Source organism: Bacillus sp. FDAARGOS_1420 (genome assembly GCF_019344915.1).
Lineage (GTDB): Bacteria > Bacillota > Bacilli > Bacillales > Bacillaceae_G > Bacillus_A > Bacillus_A mycoides.
Genome location: NZ_JAHWJB010000001.1, coordinates 1522486 through 1540929, shown reverse-complemented (window position 1 = coordinate 1540929; position 18444 = coordinate 1522486). Strand labels below are relative to the sequence as shown.

The 18444-nt window shown below is 34.7% G+C and carries 26 protein-coding genes and 2 pseudogenes; 5 read left to right on the top strand and 23 right to left on the bottom strand.

Annotation, left to right across the window (positions count from 1 at the left end):
• Positions 1-203 precede the first annotated feature (203 nt).
• The 11 genes from I6L50_RS08110 to I6L50_RS08060 form a co-directional block, all read right to left on the bottom strand.
• On the bottom strand, positions 204-524 hold the full coding sequence (locus tag I6L50_RS08110; RefSeq protein ID WP_219300953.1) for a hypothetical protein: 321 nt from the start codon (positions 522-524) through the stop codon (positions 204-206).
• Positions 525-1263: 739 nt separating this feature from the next.
• Complete coding sequence (locus I6L50_RS08105; RefSeq protein ID WP_098398615.1) at positions 1264-1428, bottom strand: DUF3954 domain-containing protein; 165 nt, start codon at positions 1426-1428, stop codon at positions 1264-1266.
• A 50-nt stretch (positions 1429-1478) separates the two neighbouring features.
• A complete protein-coding gene (locus I6L50_RS08100) occupies positions 1479-1745 on the bottom strand; it encodes a hypothetical protein (protein WP_214933368.1) in 267 nt (88 codons plus the stop codon).
• A gap of 42 nt (positions 1746-1787) precedes the next feature.
• A complete protein-coding gene (locus tag I6L50_RS08095; RefSeq protein ID WP_219301066.1) occupies positions 1788-2600 on the bottom strand; it encodes a DnaA ATPase domain-containing protein in 813 nt (270 codons plus the stop codon).
• Positions 2563-3567 carry a DNA replication protein DnaD gene (locus I6L50_RS08090; protein ID WP_219301065.1) on the bottom strand — a complete coding sequence of 335 codons (1005 nt, stop codon included), beginning with the start codon at positions 3565-3567 and terminating at the stop codon, positions 2563-2565. The genes I6L50_RS08095 and I6L50_RS08090 overlap by 38 nt, the downstream gene beginning before the upstream one ends.
• A 244-nt stretch (positions 3568-3811) precedes the next feature.
• Positions 3812-4459 carry a sigma-70 family RNA polymerase sigma factor gene (locus I6L50_RS08085; RefSeq protein ID WP_219301064.1) on the bottom strand — a complete coding sequence of 216 codons (648 nt, stop codon included), beginning with the start codon at positions 4457-4459 and terminating at the stop codon, positions 3812-3814.
• Between the two features lie 283 nt (positions 4460-4742).
• Positions 4743-5045, bottom strand: a complete 303-nt coding sequence (locus I6L50_RS08080; protein ID WP_219301063.1) for a hypothetical protein — start codon at positions 5043-5045, stop codon at positions 4743-4745.
• 162 nt (positions 5046-5207) lie between these two features.
• A complete protein-coding gene (locus tag I6L50_RS08075; protein ID WP_219301062.1) occupies positions 5208-5966 on the bottom strand; it encodes an ORF6C domain-containing protein in 759 nt (252 codons plus the stop codon).
• A gap of 39 nt (positions 5967-6005) precedes the next feature.
• A complete protein-coding gene (locus tag I6L50_RS08070; RefSeq protein ID WP_172805393.1) occupies positions 6006-6161 on the bottom strand; it encodes a DUF6906 family protein in 156 nt (51 codons plus the stop codon).
• Positions 6162-6186: 25 nt separating this feature from the next.
• Positions 6187-6375 carry a helix-turn-helix transcriptional regulator gene (locus I6L50_RS08065; protein ID WP_214933380.1) on the bottom strand — a complete coding sequence of 63 codons (189 nt, stop codon included), beginning with the start codon at positions 6373-6375 and terminating at the stop codon, positions 6187-6189.
• 62 nt (positions 6376-6437) lie between these two features.
• The gene (locus I6L50_RS08060) at positions 6438-6644 is read right to left on the bottom strand and encodes a helix-turn-helix domain-containing protein (RefSeq protein WP_170972690.1); all 207 of its coding nucleotides are present in this window, start codon (positions 6642-6644) and stop codon (positions 6438-6440) included.
• 159 nt (positions 6645-6803) lie between these two features.
• Here I6L50_RS08060 and I6L50_RS08055 point away from each other — a divergent pair, with 159 nt between their 5' ends.
• Positions 6804-7145: a helix-turn-helix domain-containing protein gene (locus I6L50_RS08055; RefSeq protein ID WP_219301061.1), complete on the top strand. Its 342-nt coding sequence runs from the start codon at positions 6804-6806 to the stop codon at positions 7143-7145.
• Between the two features lie 17 nt (positions 7146-7162).
• Here I6L50_RS08055 and I6L50_RS34740 read toward each other — a convergent pair whose 3' ends face one another.
• From I6L50_RS34740 to I6L50_RS35660, 4 genes and pseudogenes are all read right to left on the bottom strand, one after another.
• The gene (locus I6L50_RS34740) at positions 7163-7297 is read right to left on the bottom strand and encodes a hypothetical protein (protein WP_257475359.1); all 135 of its coding nucleotides are present in this window, start codon (positions 7295-7297) and stop codon (positions 7163-7165) included.
• Between the two features lie 135 nt (positions 7298-7432).
• Positions 7433-7561, bottom strand: a complete 129-nt coding sequence (locus I6L50_RS34735; protein WP_021727904.1) for a hypothetical protein — start codon at positions 7559-7561, stop codon at positions 7433-7435.
• Positions 7558-8688 (bottom strand): AimR family lysis-lysogeny pheromone receptor, encoded by a 1131-nt coding sequence (locus I6L50_RS08050; RefSeq protein WP_257475358.1) that lies wholly within the window; start codon positions 8686-8688, stop codon positions 7558-7560. The genes I6L50_RS34735 and I6L50_RS08050 overlap by 4 nt, the downstream gene beginning before the upstream one ends.
• 171 nt (positions 8689-8859) lie before the next feature.
• Positions 8860-9090: pseudogene (locus I6L50_RS35660) on the bottom strand (hypothetical protein).
• Positions 9091-9738: 648 nt separating this feature from the next.
• On the opposite strand from I6L50_RS35660, the gene I6L50_RS08045 reads away from it, so the two are divergent.
• Complete coding sequence (locus I6L50_RS08045; protein WP_219301060.1) at positions 9739-10800, top strand: site-specific integrase; 1062 nt, start codon at positions 9739-9741, stop codon at positions 10798-10800.
• Between the two features lie 87 nt (positions 10801-10887).
• On the opposite strand, the gene I6L50_RS08040 is transcribed toward I6L50_RS08045, so the two are convergent.
• The 7 genes from I6L50_RS08040 to I6L50_RS08015 form a co-directional block, all read right to left on the bottom strand.
• The gene (locus I6L50_RS08040) at positions 10888-11241 is read right to left on the bottom strand and encodes a YxeA family protein (protein WP_219301059.1); all 354 of its coding nucleotides are present in this window, start codon (positions 11239-11241) and stop codon (positions 10888-10890) included.
• A gap of 177 nt (positions 11242-11418) precedes the next feature.
• Positions 11419-11604, bottom strand: a complete 186-nt coding sequence (locus I6L50_RS34730) for a hypothetical protein (RefSeq protein ID WP_257475374.1) — start codon at positions 11602-11604, stop codon at positions 11419-11421.
• Positions 11605-11636: 32 nt separating this feature from the next.
• Positions 11637-11828, bottom strand: coding sequence for a hypothetical protein (locus tag I6L50_RS08035; protein ID WP_061690101.1), 192 nt, complete (start codon positions 11826-11828; stop codon positions 11637-11639).
• A gap of 87 nt (positions 11829-11915) precedes the next feature.
• Complete coding sequence (locus I6L50_RS08030) at positions 11916-12674, bottom strand: hypothetical protein (protein WP_088040356.1); 759 nt, start codon at positions 12672-12674, stop codon at positions 11916-11918.
• Positions 12675-12942: 268 nt separating this feature from the next.
• The gene (locus I6L50_RS08025; protein ID WP_002034566.1) at positions 12943-13296 is read right to left on the bottom strand and encodes a HesB/IscA family protein; all 354 of its coding nucleotides are present in this window, start codon (positions 13294-13296) and stop codon (positions 12943-12945) included.
• A gap of 41 nt (positions 13297-13337) precedes the next feature.
• Complete coding sequence (gene dapF / locus I6L50_RS08020; protein ID WP_012261916.1) at positions 13338-14204, bottom strand: diaminopimelate epimerase; 867 nt, start codon at positions 14202-14204, stop codon at positions 13338-13340.
• Positions 14205-14532: 328 nt separating this feature from the next.
• The gene (locus I6L50_RS08015) at positions 14533-14772 is read right to left on the bottom strand and encodes a YuzB family protein (protein ID WP_002015892.1); all 240 of its coding nucleotides are present in this window, start codon (positions 14770-14772) and stop codon (positions 14533-14535) included.
• A gap of 428 nt (positions 14773-15200) precedes the next feature.
• Here I6L50_RS08015 and I6L50_RS08010 point away from each other — a divergent pair, with 428 nt between their 5' ends.
• The 3 genes and pseudogenes from I6L50_RS08010 to I6L50_RS08000 all read left to right on the top strand — a co-directional run bounded on the left by I6L50_RS08010 (position 15201) and on the right by I6L50_RS08000 (position 17973).
• On the top strand, positions 15201-16271 hold the full coding sequence (locus tag I6L50_RS08010) for an NAD(P)/FAD-dependent oxidoreductase (protein WP_002192372.1): 1071 nt from the start codon (positions 15201-15203) through the stop codon (positions 16269-16271).
• A gap of 263 nt (positions 16272-16534) precedes the next feature.
• Positions 16535-17195, top strand: a pseudogene (locus I6L50_RS08005) (ABC transporter ATP-binding protein).
• On the top strand, positions 17179-17973 hold the full coding sequence (locus I6L50_RS08000; RefSeq protein ID WP_219301058.1) for an ABC transporter permease: 795 nt from the start codon (positions 17179-17181) through the stop codon (positions 17971-17973). Before I6L50_RS08005 ends, I6L50_RS08000 begins: the two are co-directional and overlap by 17 nt.
• A gap of 50 nt (positions 17974-18023) precedes the next feature.
• Here I6L50_RS08000 and phnA read toward each other — a convergent pair whose 3' ends face one another.
• The gene (gene phnA, locus I6L50_RS07995; protein WP_002089332.1) at positions 18024-18365 is read right to left on the bottom strand and encodes an alkylphosphonate utilization operon protein PhnA; all 342 of its coding nucleotides are present in this window, start codon (positions 18363-18365) and stop codon (positions 18024-18026) included.
• Between the last annotated feature and the right edge of the window lie 79 nt (positions 18366-18444).

Genomic DNA, 18444 nt, shown 5'->3' with positions numbered 1-18444 from the left:
TGTAGGGCCTAATTACGCTAGCTGTTTTGTTGTGCAAAATGAAATTTTTATAAAAATCTTTCTCAACACTCAACAACTGGAAATTAACAATCTATTATGGTAATCTATTGGTAATTCCCTATTTGTTTAGTGTCTTCATTAAAAGGACCTGTACCCCAATATCAGGTCCTTTTTGAGTGTCTTCTACTAAAATGGCGTTATTATTACAATCTATAGTTATCAATATCTTGGATTACTTTATTTAAGATGTGTTTCACTTCACTTTTCTTCCGCGCTTCTGGATACAAAACAATCTCGTTCACCTTAAATCCGAGTAATTCAGCACCCTCCAAATTACCTCTCAACAAGTTTTGTAAATTATGACTATAAAACTCATCTGTTACTTCGATACATAGCTCCAACTTTTTCCCAACAGGGAATGTAAGGTCCTTTGTAGCTTTCTTGTAATCCTCATTCTCTTCCATCAGCTTATTGTAGCGAATTAACTGTTCATCGAAATTATCTGCTTGAATCACTTTTATCATCTTGCTCCACCTCTCTACTCAAATAACGATTTTGTTCAACATTTCTTTTTCACCTTTCACGGGAAAATGTATATATTAATGTAAGTACACATGTACTAAGCTTACAATTTGGGCATTGTGGGCTGTCATCTCATTAAAAGAGCATACATTTTGTATGTTCTTTATTCATTTCCAAATAAAGATTTTGTTTTAAACTTGCACATGTACTCAAAACATACATAAGATATATTGCTGTCACATTTTCACTTCTCAATATGATATGAGTCTTAGTCAAAGAGCGCTTTCCCGGGCGCTCTTTTTCCGTTTAAATAACTATTTTGTTTAGTTTTCTAATAAACTTGCACCTTAGATAAAATAAGTTTCCGAAGTATTTTTTGGACAGTTTTACCAGGTTTATTGTCAGAAATTTCATGGTATTATAAATATGTTGGATAAACTTCCATTCATTCAACAAATGCCCCGATATGCATATCACGATTAGATACCTTAGCTATGATTCTCTTGCCATAGTTAGGGTATCTTTTCATTTTCTACAAAATTCAAATTTTATTTGATTCCGATTGACTATCATTTGTAAAACCGGAAATATTTACTCGATGTTTTTTCTGAATACTCATGCTATTATGTAGTTGCTGATGTTCACCATCCCGTGCACTCAGTAGCTGCATCCACTGTCTCTACTCTCAACCTTTTGAGAGTAGAGCTTTTAATTACAGCATTCCCTTCGAATCGCATGATTTTATTTAAACTTCTTTGTAATCGTTGTTTGTGTATGAGACAACTTTCCATTTACCCAATGTAAAACTTGTTGTCCATAGCCGCTTTCTGGTGGTTCTACAAAGATGATTTTCCCATCCTCCACAATGTAGATTCCCTTAGTTTTTATATCTATTTCTCTTTTCATTTACATCCGTTCTCCTTTGCATATAAGAGCTCTCTTGATGAAAAACACCCTTAGTCCAGCTCCATAATTTCTTTCAACGTTCGATTGGACACATATACTTTAATAATTTGAATTCTCCCGTATGTTTTTTCCGCTTTTTCTTTTGCTTCAATCTCTGTATTTACTTCAAACCAGCGTAACTTCTGTTTTTCATCTCGATCGAAAAACTCCACTGCATAAGTTGGTGTAACTAACTGGTTGGAGAGAAATTGTTCAGACGTGCTATGTGCTGCATAATCCATGCTTCCTACGATATCTTCAAAAGTTAATTGTTTCATGTTCCTAACCCCATTCCCACAAAATGATTGATTTCTCCTTTTTTACCGTCTATAACTTTCTCCCTCGACTTCAACCAAATAATCCTTTGCCATCCCTAGCAATCTATCAGCAGCTGCAAAACCAATTTTTTCAGGTAAGGTATATTCATCCTCATTCGAGCTGAAAATAATCGGTGCTTTCCGCTTATAACGCTCATTAATGATTTCGTAATACATTTCTTCACGGGATTCCGTATGCTTGCTCTTACCTAGATCATCCCAAACCAACACATCCGCATACTCTACGACTGTATGGAGCTTTTCAAAGTACTCCTTTCTATCATCACGCTTGGCTGACATAATTTCTGTCATAAATGTGACGTCACTTATACAAACCACTCTGCACCCTCTCGGCTGTGCATTTACAATGTCTTTATTTACAGTTTGAATTTTTTGTATGATCCATCTAGCAGCTGCTATTTGTAGATGTGTTTTACCTAATCCGTAATTGTTGTGAAGCTTCATTTTTTTAACCCGTTCATCAATGGATAAAGCTTTTAATCTTGCCTCGCCATATGTAGCGATATATCCAAAACTATTGCGGGTTGTATTTCTAATTTCATTGAATTTTTTTAAGTATTCCATCATGTTTTTAAACATCTTCTTTTGCATATCTGTATGGCGAATATAGTTTTTAAAACGCGCTTCTTCAAATTCTTCTGGTATCATTGCGTTTTTTAATCTTGCCACCTCAGATTTTTTCTTTTGGCAATCGCATACTCTCCCTGTCCATCCATCTAAGATCATTCCCACTCCACTACATAATGGACATGTATCATCAAGCATCTTCTCCGAGCCATTCAACGTTATTTTCATATTCTTTTTGTGATTCTGCCCGTTCTTCGTCAGTAAGTTCTCTCCATTTTCTTGTTGGTTCTGGCAGTTTTTCATAGCCCTCTTTTGCAAATCTGCCATGACTTCCGCTATGCTTGCGAATCTGCTCATTTTTCTTCACCTCATGGTCTTCTTTCGCTTCAATCACCAGCCTGTCCCATTGCTTTCTTAACTTACTAGGTGACAATATATTTTTTTTCCAGAAGGAATGATTCTGGGACCATTCCACTAAATAAACAATTTGTTGATTTGTTTTCTTATCTCGTTCGCGAATTAAACGGAATTCATTGGCCCACTTCTCAAAGCTTGGTTCTTTATGATCTGGGTTCGTTTCTAAAATCAATTGAAATAGCAATTTAGCATGTTCCATGTCACAAGTTTCAAACTTGTGACGAGAAGTCTTTTTATTTGTAGTATTCTCTGTAGTAATCTTTGTATTTGTCCCACGTTCCAATGTGGGAGCCTCCTCCGTTTTAATGCGGGAGCCTCTCTCGTTATAATGTGGGAGGGTGTCACTTTCTGATGTGATAGGGTCTTGGTATAAAATAGAAATCTTTTCGATATTCTTCACGATTGGTTCCACATACATAACATTGTTATGCCTAGTTCCGTTAACTATAATCGTACAAAATTCAATTGCGATTAGTTCTCTTTTTACTAAGTATTTACAAGCTTCTAATACTTGTCGTTTGGTAAAACCAAATGAATCAGCTAATTGTTGATAACTTTTTTGAAGTTTGTCTGCTTTAAATTTTTGTTTATACTGGATTTCATTCGTTCTTTCATCCTTTATTTCAGTTGGTTTATACCAATAAAAAATCTCGCTAAGTATTGTAATGGCAACCATATATGGCTTACCGTTTTCTAAAGTAAGGTACTTAAACCACCCCTGATCTAAGGTGTTACCTTGAAGGTTTATTCTTGCGACTTTTATTACATTGGTATTCATCCCCGTCACCCTTCTCTATCTAACATTTTTCTCCAGATACTCTGAATTGCAGGATATACTATATTTCTCAACAAAATAATTTGAATATTATTTCTTTTATATCTGTTATATTTTATTTCTTCTGTTAAAATATAATTAAGTTGCATTCTTTCACGAAATACCCTAACTTTTGACCTGCTGAAACAGGTCTTTTTTTGCATCTCTTACCCAACATGTGTTAAGCTAAACAACAAATGCGTTTTTATTAAATCACCAGCCCTAACTGGTGGTTTCCCTTTAATGATCGCTTTCCTAAAAAAAATGATTTTTGTTTCATCGGTTTATAATCGGGATTGATTTTTAGAAATGCTTTGTTTTTCTTTTTGTTCACGGTGGATTCCCCCATCTCAAATTTCATTGCAATTTCTCTTGTGGTATATCCCTCACCGATGTGCAGAATGATTGACTTTTCTTTTTCTTCCAGCACACTTGTTACTTCTTCAAATTCAATGGATGACATGACTTCTTCTTCCACATCAGTAGGAGCAACTGCATAAAAGTCATTTACTGAGTCCTCATCTCGATGCAAATCAATTGAATGGATATTGATTTGATTCCTTTCCTCATGACTCACTTTTCTACTTACCTTAAAAGGCACTCCTTTCATGTGAATTTCATCGCTCATGGCCCATTTCATACCTTTCATGACGTACGCATTAAATGTATCTATTCTCTCTGCATCATATTTCACACAACACACCCATAAATGCATACGACCTACTTGAATTAAATCATCCAACTCCATGTTGTTCATTTCTGCAATTTGGGTGGCTCTTGCGATACTTCCAAATCTTTGTTTAATCGCTGCGATCACTAAATATTCTTTCTCTCTAAACAACTCTTCAGGTTTCATTTTCTTTTATCTCCTTTTCTTGTTTTTAACTGTAATAGTTTGCTATACTATAAGGGCATTCCGGTTACTTAACTCACTTCTGTTAGGTATACTGTTCTAGACTGATATTGCCGATGAGAAGACCTACTTATAGGTCTTTTTGTCTTTTTGGAAGCATTTACATGAAGATAATTCAGAATATATCTGATATACTAGCTATGATGAATGTCAGTGCAATTCAAGTAGTATGACTTATGTACAGAAGGAGTCCTATTTTATAGGGCTTTTTCACATGTAACTGATTTCAAAAAAGCGTCCTAGAATGCGTTCTCTCCACAACTGAAGCATCAATCCCTCTACTTCTTAAATGTGCTACAATCCTTAAGATACTTTTACGATCCTGTTCAAGTTGGGTATCATGTTTTTCTTTCTCACGATATAGCGCTATAAGCTCTTTTCGGGCCAATCGTGCTTCTTTAATCCAAGTGCAAAGTAAAAATGGATCGTTCTTTTGAATCGCTTCTACTTGTTTCTTTTCACAATGTTGTAAGAATTCATCTAGTATTTGTTTTTTCTTTACATCTTTCTTTAAAACTGATAACGTCATAGCACTTTCTCCCCTCAAATTCATTCCACATCTTTTGTAAATTCTTCAATTGGTTTATCTAGTGCATAAACAGCAAGTACAAACCCACAGATGCTAAACCTAATGATACATAGTGATACAATACTTTCTTCCATCATGGTTATCTTCCCCTTTCGGCTTGCTCTACATCTCAGAGAACTTAATTTGAGCGTTTACTACATTGATTGTTTCGCTCAACACGATTGGCAACGTGTACTCTCCAACAATCTTTGTTGCTAATGCTAAATGACCACGTTTGATTGCTTTATGACTTGTTACTCCAAATTCACGATACAACTGATTATAGATATCACGGTAAACCTTACCTCGTACTCCCGCATGTTGGTACGCATTAGATTGTTTACCACCTAATAGCGTAACGCCATGACGCTTAACTGCATTAGATATCTCATCACATTCTACTGCGAATAATGGAGCGTTTTCTCGTAAGTCTTTGACATCTGATTTGATATGCTGGAGTTCTTGTTTTTGCCCTTCTAACGCTTCAAAAGTAAGTTTTAAAATGCTCATCGGATCTGTAGGAACTTGTTGCTGTTTTTTGATGTATTCTTTCATACGTTTAAATTCTTGTATAAATCGAATTTTTATTTGCACTGCTTCTCTTGTGTTGTATCCGAAAACAACTAGTGTGAAAGCTTCTTCCGTTAAATCAAACTTAGAATACTTTTTCCCACGACTTTCATAATTTGACTCCTTAAAATTTAGGAGTGAAAATTCTTGTCCTGCATATTCCATTTGATTTCTAATATCCGCCATAACGTTATCATGTCGCTTACCAAACATGTTCGCGACTGTTAAACTATCAGTCACTACCTCTCCATTGCTTTCAAATACAAGCTTATTATTTAACGATTGTTCGCTTGCTACTGTTAATTCATTCATGTGAAGACCTCCTTGAATTTAATATAATGCTTGTCCACCCTATTCACTTGGAATGACTCGTATTGAGTTCGTATGACGATGTACTAAATGTAATTCATCATCTACTTTCTTAAAGATTAGCCAATTATCAGGATTTAAGTTATATGAATTGATATGTATTTTCTCTCTTTTGGTTGGTCTTTTACCGTTTTTCATAAGTGTTTCTTCCCCCTTTTTCTTGTTACTTTGCAAACAACTCGTCGACTGTTGTTTTAAAATGTTTAGCAAGTCCTTTTGCTTCTTTAAGGGTAAAATCACGCTTACCATTTTCTTTTAAGTAATAAGTTTGTTGGCATATGTTTACTAACTTTCCAGCATCCTTTTGCGTCATACGATTCTCTTTTCGAGCGATAAATAGGTTTTTATACATTGATATCCCCTCATAAAGTTCATTTTAAATGAACCTAATAATTAAAAAAATAACTCGAAAGTTCATTCATTCCTGTCGTCTCTAAAATAATCAACACCTACGCCTAATACGTCCGCCATCTTACATATAACAGAAAAAGGCGGTTGTATAGTACCATTGACATATCCCGATACTGTTCCTTTTGCTTTACCTAATTCTTGTGATAACTGATTTTGACTGATTTCGTGTTCAGAAAGAATGAAGGTAAGTTTTTTACTGTTAAAATTCATCATTAATCACCTCACTTACAAATTCATTATAACATAAGTTCATTAAAAGTAAACTTTTTTGTTTTATTTTTTTTATAGAAACCCACAAAAATGTTTGTTTAGACTGAACTTTTATATTACAATGTGTATGAGAGCTCTTTATATAACGGAGGGATAAACGTGTTAGGGACTAGGGTTAAAACACTTAGAAAAGAAATGAAGTTAACACAGCAAGCGTTAGGGGATAAAGTAGGTTTAAAAAAATCTTCCATCTCTGAAATCGAAAATGGAAATAATGCTCCAAGTAATGAAGTGTTAAGCAAAATGACAGAAGTCTTTGGTGTTACCGCTGATTATTTATTGGGACGCTCAGAGCATAAAAATTTAACAATGGATGAATCTTCCGAAATCAAAAAAGAAATGCTTGAAATGGCTGGTAAAATCGAAAAGTTTGATAGCCCCAAACAAGAAACTATTTTAAACATGATAAAGAATATCTTAGAACAAGCATCTAAATTATAGGAAAAGAGATTGACAGCTCATTTGCCATCAATCTCTTTTTTTAATTCTACAATTGCTTGTAAGATCATTTCACATTCTGTTTCTTTCTCCAATAATAAGATTTTTTCAACTAACTCTAACTTCTTAATATCTACCCCTATAGTGTTTAACATCAAAATTCCTCCTATTTCATTTTACTCAAAAATCAGATGACACAGTTTTGCGACGTGTGATTTTATTTGTGTCACCCCTTAAACGCACTGAAAGCCGCTACCGAAGTAACGACTTTCTTTTTTATGGTAACTATATTAACTTCCGCCAGGATCAGTCATCATATACTGAACTGGATTTGTTTTTTCTATCTGATTAACTTCTCCAAATAATCCGAATCCTAATACCCCTACGCACATTAAAAGTGCAATTAAATTCTTTTTCATTGTAGCACTTCCCCTTTGTTCATTAAAATATCCTTACATAACTGTCCATAAAAACTTAATCCTGCTAATTCAAATTCGAGTAGAGCTTTTTTAATTCCTTCCATATCACCAATACATTTTGAATAAGAAAGACGTTGAAAAGGAGTAAACCCTTTTCTTTTCATCTCTTCAAACATTGAAACTCCTAACTCTCGATCACCATAGTTATATTCATAATTAGCCTGTTCATTTTCATGAATTACTGTAACATCAATCTTATCAATGTTTAAATTGTTAGTTATCCTTACATGCGCCAATGTAGATTGAAAGGCTATATACTTTTGAGTTTTTACAGGAACATTAACTTCTTCTAATTTTTTAATAGATTGTTCTAGGAACTTTTCAGACATTACCGGCGACTCGAACTGGTAAGATTCACCAACGCAACATAATGATGTCGCTTTGACAATTGGAATATCTAGGGAAGAGTTAATTATTTTATAACATGTTTCCCTACATTCATCAAGTTGCACTCTCCAAAGATACATGTATGCTTTTCTTTCATTTGCTAACATACTCAGATAATCTTTAATATGACCTTTTTTTATTTTTTTAAAATTTTCTTCTACAGCGTCTACATATTCAATAATGGCGTTATTATTCGGCTTATCAGCTAATGCTAGCATATACAGTATATTTACCATCACCTGGCAATGTGAATTCGAAGAAAAACGCCTCTTGTTCAATTCATCGTGCAGTGCCTGTCCTTTTAACTCATTTTTATTCCTCTTATTAAAAAGTTTATATATGCTAAAGAAAATTCCTAAATTCGTTTTATTTTCATGCTTTGTTATTAAATGTTGCATCAGATTATATTCACCTTGAACCTGACAATATATTAAAGCCACTTCAATGTTAGAGATACTTTCACACATACTGAAAAATTCTCTTATGATTTTTCGTTTTTCAGTTGGATGCTCAAATAAAATCTCAATGGATTGAAAAAATACTGCCACATCCATTTCATATTCACAAGTAAGTCCTCTCCTGAATGTTTCACGACTTACTTTGATTTTTTCAGCAAAATTTCTTCTTGAATATCCACAAAACTCTATTCTTTTCAACAACTGATCCATTACATGTTGCAAATTCACTTCCCCCTTCTCCGAACATAAACTTTCCATCCTAACAATTTTTTCAATAAAAAACATTGCATAAACGTGATATAATAAGATGGACTCATACGAGGCAAGTGTTTCCTAAGTGCTGGTTAGGGAACGGTTCGAGAGGAGGTGTGAGGGTCCCTCTTGAACACGCTTCTATGGGTCTTTATTTAGGTTCAATAATATTATTTTGTTAATCTCATAAACTTTCGAAACTGCTAATTCTCTTCCACAATTGGATATACGCACCCAATATAACACAATTCCCTTTAAAATAATTGTCTTTTTCGATTTTTTCAACAATTGTCGTTCTAAAGTGACAATTGTTTTCTATGTCTCCATTGTTTTGCTAGTATATTTCAATTTCATTGATGCAAAACCAGCCATTATGGAAAATTCACGCCCAGCCAATCACTAGTTTTTATTCATTTTTTCTAAATTACAATTTTATTTTTTATCAATATTAACGGATAGCACTATATGATAATATAAAAGTATCCTTTCTGTTTTTATCAATATGATGGTTTAATAATAATTGAGTTCCCTTACTCTTCTGTTATTAAAAGTAAGATGGTTTAACTTCGTAGACATCCTTTAGATGTCTTTTTTTATTTTATAGAAACTGCAATAACGTAATTTTGCATAATCACCCAAAAATACACCATATACATAATAAAAGTAGTACAATAAAAAAGTGGATACATTCTATAAAGTAGATTCTCTTATTGTTAAGAGCGTAATATGTCAACCGCACTAATGACATAGCGTTTATCTAAATATTTACCTCACTTCTTTTTTATTGTGTGTGCTAACAATCTAGTTCTAAAGATGATTCTGTTTTATAGGGTGTGTTTACACATGAATTAAAGGGGTAATAAGAATATATTCTTATTAAATCGAAAGTGGTTCAAGTCAGGGATAGGGGGCACTCATTTTTTTGAGTGTCTTTTCTTTTTATAAAGCACAATGTTATACTATTTTCTAAACAATTAACTTATTTATAATTCTATACGTATACAAGGGGGAGGAATTCCTTTGGTAATCTATAAAGATGAACAACGTGGGACATACTACTTCGTCACTAGAATTCGACAATTCGATGGAACACTAAAACAAGTAAAACGTCGTGGGTTTAAAACAAAGAAAGAAGCACGAGAAGCCGAAGCAAAAATGTTAGTTGAAAAAGAAACGAACTCGAGCTTAACATTTGAGCATCTTGCAGATAATTATTTTAATTGGTATACAAAAAGGAGAAAGCAGTCTTCAATAAATACTATCAAAAATGCCATCTACAATCATTTAATTAAAGAATTTGGTAAAATGAAAATTGACTGTATCACAGCTAGACATGTAATGGACTATCAAAACAAAATGATTAATGAATATTCCGCGGAATATTTAAAAAAATTCCACACTACACTCTCAGCAATATTTAATTTCGGTATAAAGTTTCATGGTTTAACGAGTAATCCAGCAAGAATTGCTGGTAATTTTCAAAAAGAATCAAAAAAAAGAATTAACTTTTGGGAATTCGAAGAATTTAAACAGTTTATAAGCATCGTAGATGAACCCATGTATAAAGCATTTTTTTCAACACTTTATTATAGTGGAGCTAGAAAAGGAGAACTGTTAGCTTTAACTTGGGAAGATATTAATTTTGAGGAAAAAACTATAAACATTAACAAAACCGAATATAACCGTCAAGTAACAGAGCCAAAAACTAAAGCTTCCAATCGAATCATTATGTTACCAAGCTTTGTAATGAATTTATTAGAAGGCATAAAAAAAACTGCTGCATTAACAGCACCAGTTAAAAATGATTATGTTGTTTTCGGCGAATTCTATGATAGTCTAGCTACAACTTCATTACATAAAAAATTCAAAAACTATCTAAAGGTCGCTATTGTCAAAGAAATTGTAATGCATGAATTTAGACATTCTCATGCTTCATATCTAATAAATAAAGGTGTTAGTCCACTTGTTGTAGCCCAGCGCTTAGGCCATTCGGATGTAGCAACAACTTTAAATACTTATAGCCATTTGTATCCTTCTAAGCAAGCAGAGGTAGTTGCATTTATGGAAAAAGATTTGCTATAATTATTACCAAATCGTTACCGATTCACTTCAAACCGTTGGTACTATAACTATCGTAAAGACCCTGTTCGTCAATTCCTTTTTTCTGTCTTATTTCGCACCTAGTTTTTCTTTCACTTTCGCAGGAAGCTCGTCTTTCTTCACTTCTTCCCAAGCAGATACACCTTTTTTATCTGAATTGTATACGCGTAAGAATGCATCTTTACGTAAGTTTTTTTCAGCTGTAAATTCTAATTCCTTTTCTGTTCCGTCTTTATCGAAGCCTTTTAATTTATACTCAAAATATTTGTATGGCTCTCCGTTATCAGACTTCCCGTTTTTTTCAATTCCATCAGCTGTAATTTGAACATAATACTGATCTTTCCCTATACGGTTAATATCACAACCAGTTAAAAGACTTGCGAATACAACTAAAATACTAAAAAGTGCAATATATCTTTTCAATTCCTTCACCTCATATTTTTTTCTTATATTGTTATCTTAAAGCCTAAGCTTTAAAGAAGAAATTCAAAAACATGACATGAACATTACATTTTTGTAAGATAATAAACTAAAACTTTAATCAGTGTTTTTTCATTGAAAACGTTATTGGCACTCATCTAGCCTAATCATGACAATCTATTAACGCCAATAACGTCTTCCACGCCAACTTTTCCACTTGTCACGAATCTTATCACGTAATTTCCTTATACCGCTTATTAAACCTTCTATTACGCACTCTATTATGATATCAATTACAAGGTAACTTACAAATCTAATTATAGGTTTAATCACATACCTTCCTACGAATTCAAAAATATCGTCGATCTTGCGTCCCCTCCCGCTCGTACAAAAAACTGCTACTTCCCATTCTTTTTGCGCAATCTACGTTCTGTTACAACCGCTGCGCCTACTGCAGTAGCTATCAACAAAAATAGTACGGCGATAGCGTCCACAATGAGGTTATTGAATTTGGATGAAACCCCAACAAATACTAACGCTATCGTTAATACTGCTAGCATAATTATCGTTATCTTATCTTCGTTCATCATTGTCCTCTCCGATTACTCACGGTTCTCTCTCCAAGACTTTATAAAGCCACCGACAACTTTACTGCAATTGTTCCCGTAATTAATTTATTATCGTTGTAATCCATCTTCTACTACCTGCGTAACAGTTCCATTCGGTTCGAATATTACACGTAATGTTCCTTCGCCGCCATAACCGGTATAGCCGTATACTGAATACGATTTATATTTCTCAATCATACGTGGCTGTCCAATCGCAGCTTTTACTTGATTCGCAGGCATACCTTTTTTGATTTTCAAATAGTGATTATAGTCTACTTCCGCCGAATCGTTATTTACATCTTTATACCACGGTACGCGGTCGTTTTTTTCTTCATATTCCTTTACAGGCTCTTCACTGCTTTTCGTAGATACCTGACTCTCTTTATCCGCATCCTTTATAGCAGTGCGTTCAATATTAACAACGTAACCATATGTATTTAATTCAACCATAATTTCATATGTACCATCCGTATCCTTTTCAGTATAAAACACGCGTTTTTCCTTGTTATTATAATGTTTTATGTTCTCACCACCGTAGTCAATCGTATTAAGAATATCCGTATATGTCATGCCTTCCTCAATCTTTTCGGCTTCGTCACGAGAAATATAACGCTTCTGTGATGATGTAGCGTCCTCATATTTAATGCTGTCACGTTCGCTCGTAGTCATAGGGGTTTCCTTCTGTTCTTTTAGTACTTCCGCTTCCGATTTCACCTGTTGCTTTGCTCCCGCTTTTGTTAACACGTCTGTATCGTTAGAACAAGCTCCAAATATTGATGCTGTAACCAACGTCATCCCTAATACCAGTACTTTCTTAAATGACTTCATTGTAATTCCTCCGGTAGTTTTTAATTTCTAGTAATCAGCGTATTTTAATTAATATGGAACGAGTCAGTTCTATACAATTTGATATGGCCTGCACCTTCATGCATCCTCTTTATCCTTCTTCTTGCATATATTCGTTATCTTTGTCATGCTCTTTTTCTTTTTAGCGCAAAAGAAAAGACCTTCTTAACGATTTGGTTTCATCGCTAAGAAGGTCTTTATATGCAACCTACCCATTCAATTACCACTTAGAATAAAGGGATGAAAAAACTTAGCAATCTTCTGGCTTACCAGCATTCGACGCTGTACGGAAAGATGATCCGCATCCACATGATGCGATCGCGTTTGGATTGTCGATTGTGAATCCGCCGCCAAGCATAGATTGCTTATAGTCAACTTTCACTCCCTTTACAATCGGAGCACTTTCTTTATCGATAACAAATTCAACACCGAAAAACTCAAGAACTGTGTCGTCTTCTTTTGGTTCTACTTCAAATCCTAAGCCGTAAGAAAGACCACTACATCCGCCGCCATGTACAGCAAGGCGCACGTACTTCTCTCCATCTTCAGCATCTTTTAACATATCTTTAATTTGAAAAGCTGCTTGTTCTGTTACTTCAATCATGAAATACACCATCCTTTCTGTTCTCATTCTATTATACATCTTTACGCTTCTATCTTGTACTCATACACTCCGCGGCAAATTATTTCCGCAGGTCCTTTCATTAATACATTTCCTTCTTCTGTCCATGCGATCATTAAGTCGCCGCCTGCTAAGTGAACCGTAATTTCTTTACCGTGTTCCATTTTCCCATTTAAAATTGCCGCAACGACAGCTGCGCATGCTCCTGTCCCGCAAGCTTGTGTTACACCAGATCCTCGTTCCCAAACGCGGAAATTCATCTCTTCATCATTCAAAATCTCGATGAATTCAACATTCACTCGCTCTGGGAACATTTCATGCGTCTCAAGAACCGGTCCTAACGTTGTAAGAGGCGCGTTTTCTACATCATCAACAAAAATAACCGCATGTGGATTCCCCATTGAAACAGCTGTAAATGCATAACGGTGATTATTGTATAAGAAGTTTTCACGAATAAATGGTGTTTCTCCTTCACCAAGCATCGGTATCTCTTCACGTGTTAAACGAGGTGCTCCCATGTCGATTTTCGCTAATGTAACTTTGTCATCTTCTACCGTTACTTCTGCCGTAACAATACCAGCTAACGTTTCAATTGTGAAAACTTTACCTTCTACTAGTTTATGCTCATACGCATATTTCGCTACGCAGCGTAAACCATTTCCACAGCTCTTTCCTTCTGAGCCATCGTTATTAAACATGCGCATTTTTACTGGTGCCACGTCAGAAGGACAAATTAAAATCATTCCATCTGCACCAATACCAGTATTAATATTTGAAACCTTTTCCGCTACAATTGCTAAATCTTCTTCTCTAATTTGTTCCTCAAACATATTTACATATATATAACTATTTCCAAGACCATGCATTTTTGTAAAAGAAAATTGGCTCATTTTTATTCACTCCAAAAATAATTTATTATTTCAAGTATAAAATGCATGCTTTTAGAACACAATATGAATGTCCCCCGTTTCTCATATTTGACAGTGTTTTGGCAATAGGCCGTTCTTACACAAATCGTGTAAGAAAAAAGCCCTTCTAAAAGGGCTTTTTTTTTCGAAATAAACACTCCTAATAAAGTGAAACTTTAATCAGTGGGGGGACGGGCAACACGGCTTCAACCTAACTTCTTTGCTTCAGCTGAATTTTGAGGTGGGAGTCTTACTGCCCGCAAATAGCGGGATAAATGAAAAAAGAAAAACGTTGCCTGTTTGCAACGCTTTAAAACATTGGATTTTCATCCATATAATCATATACATTATTTACAAGTTCTTCTACTGTTGCACCTTGTACAACTTCACCATTTACAAGTGCAAATGGACCTTCAAAACAGATGCCACAATATCCTAAACAACCATATTCCATTACGTCTAAATTAGGATCTTTTTCTAATTTTTCTAAAGCTGCTTGCGAACCGCTTGCAAGGTTACCTACACAAAATTCGATTAATGGTTTAATCAAAACTCTCTCCCCCCTGTATCTCTAAACAAATTACCATTTACTTTATATGGTATGTGCATACCTAATTTGCGAAACGGATAAGTAACCCTCTCTACTTATTACCATTCCACTTTATTTATAAGAAGGAAACTAAGCTGTTTCTTGTTGTTTTCGTTATATATTCTAAACTATTTAGTTACTTCACTATTTCACTTCATAATAGATGGTCTTCTTTATATAACATACTACTCATAATGAAATAGTAAATAGTAACTAGAAAATGAAAACCACTTACTTTACTTTTCTTCTTATTGTACAACAGAGTATTCATTCATGCATTGTTATTTGTTCACAAATTCGATATAATTTGATTGTGTAAAGTCAAAATATTTTATTAATATAAAATTGTATGATTAGGGGATATTTCAACAGAAAAGGGGTAATCCATCATGAAACACCTCGTACTACTAGGTGGTGGCTACGGTGGAATGAGAATTCTGCAGCGGCTACTTCCAAGCAACCAACTTCCAGATGATGTACAAGTGACATTAATCGACAAAGTACCATATCATTGCTTTAAAACTGAATATTATGCATTAGTTGCGGGTACAATTTCAGAAACGCATATTCGCATACCGTTTCCTGAGCACCCACGTCTCAATATTCAATACGGAACAGTAACAAATATTGACCTCGAAACGAAAGCCATTCATCTCGATGGCGGTGAAACGATTCAATATGATGATTTAATTATCGGGCTTGGCTGTGAAGATAAATATCATAACGTTCCTGGGGCAAAGGAATATACACATAGCCTACAATCAATTGAACAAACACGTAAGACATACGAACAATTAAATAGCTTAGAACCAAATGCAACAGTAGCTGTCGTTGGGGCTGGTTTAAGCGGCGTTGAAGTGGCAAGTGAACTTCGCGAAAGCCGTTCAGATTTAAAAATCTATTTATTTGATCGAAAAGATAGAATTTTATTCCCATATCCAGAGAAATTAAGTAGATACGTAGAAGAATGGTTTGTAAAACATAAAGTTACCATTATACGAAACTCTAACATTACAAAAGTGGAACCAAACATTGTATACAACCATGATGAACCACTTGAATGTGATGCAATCGTCTGGACAGCTGGTATTCAAGCAAATGAAGTTGTTCGAAACCTTCCAGTAGAACAAGATGGTAGCGGACGGGTTGTTTTAACTAAATATCACAATATTCCAAATAATGAGCACGTTTATGTCGTAGGAGATTGTGCAGCACTTCCACACGCACCATCTGCTCAACTTGCTGAAGGTCAAGGAGAACAAATTGTCCAAATATTATTAAAACGTTGGAATAATGAACCCCTTCCTGATGAACTGCCTGTTATTAAATTAAAAGGTGTTCTCGGTTCTCTCGGCAAAAAACACGGATTTGGTTTACTAGCAAACCAACCATTAATGGGACGTGTACCGAGATTATTAAAATCCGGTCTTCTTTGGATGTACAAATATCATAACGGTTAATACTTTAAAGGCTGCCTACATAGTAGACAGCCTTTTTCTATTCATTTTTTGTAACTACTCAGTCACTCTATGAAAAACCGACAAAAAAGCATTTTTTTAAATGGTCGAGAGGGACTGGCTATGTATAGGATCGGTCAGTGACTTTTCCTGCCACGCGCAAAGTTTTAAAACAAAGAAAAAAGATGTTCCTTCTAAAGAGACTTTATTTTTCTATTTTTCTCTCTTTTTGATACGATATAACTAGAATCAGAAAGGAGCAATTTATGTTTATATTAAAAGACATCACATATAAAGATATTCTACACATTCCTTATTTACAGATTCAAAAAGAAAAAACAACTTGTATTATCGGTGAAAGTGGTAGTGGTAAAAGCACATTACTTCGCATGTTAAACGATTTACAATCACCAACATCTGGCACAATTGAATATAACGGAAAATCTATTTTAGATTATCCTCCCATTCAATTACGCCGTGAAGTTGTCATGCTCGGACAAACTTCGCCTATTTTTGATGGAACAATTAAAGATAATTTATTTAATGGGACTTAGATTTTCTGAAAAGCCATTTCCAAATGACGACGCCTTGCAAGGCGCATTAACGACTGTTAGCCTAGATAAAAAATTAGAAGATAACGCCTCTTCTTTATCAGGCGGTGAAAAACAAAGACTTGCTTTCGCTCGTATTATACTAATGGATCCGCCCGTCTATTTATTAGATGAACCAACTTCGGCACTAGATGGTGACACAGAACGCCGCGTTATGAAACAATTCACTCTACTGGCAAAAGAAAAGAAAAAAACAGTTATCTTCATCACGCACTCGCAACAACTTCCAGAAGAAATCGCAGACGATATTATTGAAATTAGTAAAACAAACGGTGCAACTAGAAAGGAAGTGCTATCAATTGAAGGGCGTTATTGAACTACAAATTTGGCAACTTGCAGCTGCATATATTTTCATCCTTATTTTAATCGGGCTTGTGAAATTAAAAGGAATACCGCGTGAGAAACAAATTACAATTGCTACATTACGTATGACAATTCAGCTTGTACTAGTTGCATATGTTCTTACATACATATTTGAAAATAGTAATCCGTTTTATACAATAGCTCTCATTACTTCTATTACTACATTTGCTATTTTCAACATTTATAAACGAATAAACCTTCCTATGTCAAAAGAATTAAAAAGAGTTGCTGCCATTTCCATGATTGCTGGATCAATTGGCCCTCTTCTACTATTTATCTTTGTCATTATCGGACACGATCCTTGGTATGCTCCGCAATATATCGTTCCTATTGCCGGCATGCTAATCGGTAACGCTATGACAGGTATTTGCCTCGGGGCAAACACCTTTTTAAACAGTATGAAATCACAAAGAGACCATATTGAAGGTGCACTTATGCTTGGCGCAACTCCAAAACAAGCAGCTGCTCCGCTCATACGGGACGCTTTCGATTCTGCTATTTTACCAACAATTAATTCCATGGTCGGAATGGGAATTATAAGTCTCCCAGGCATGATGACAGGACAAATTTTATCCGGTGTATCACCATTTACAGCTATCCAATATCAAATTGCGATTATACTTGGCATTTCTGGAAGTACAGCTTTCTCTGTTATTATCTTCTTACAGCTTGGGTATAAAACGTTCTTTAATAAGCGGTGCCAGTTGAAAGAAGTTGACGTACAATCATAAAAAAGACGCTCTGCAAGTTACTTACAGAGCGTCTTTTTTCTTTGCTAATCTTACGCTTTCTTAACGAACTGTGATTTTAACTTCATAGCTCCGAAACCATCGATTTTACAATCAATATCGTGATCTCCCTCAACTAGACGGATACTCTTTACTTTCGTACCAATCTTTACAACTGAAGAAGTTCCTTTTACTTTTAAATCTTTAATTACAGTAACAGCATCGCCATCTTGAAGAACGTTTCCGTTCGCATCTTTTACAACTTTTGCACCATCATTACTTTCAGCTTCCGCTTCTTGACCCCACTCATGGGCACATTCTGGACATACGAAAAGAGCGCCATCCTCATACGTATATTCTGAATTACATTTTGGACAATTTGGTAAAGTAGCCATAAATTCATTTCCTCCGTTCATTATTTATACGTAAAAATCAAATTTGATGTTTACATCTCGATAAATAAAATTTGTACAG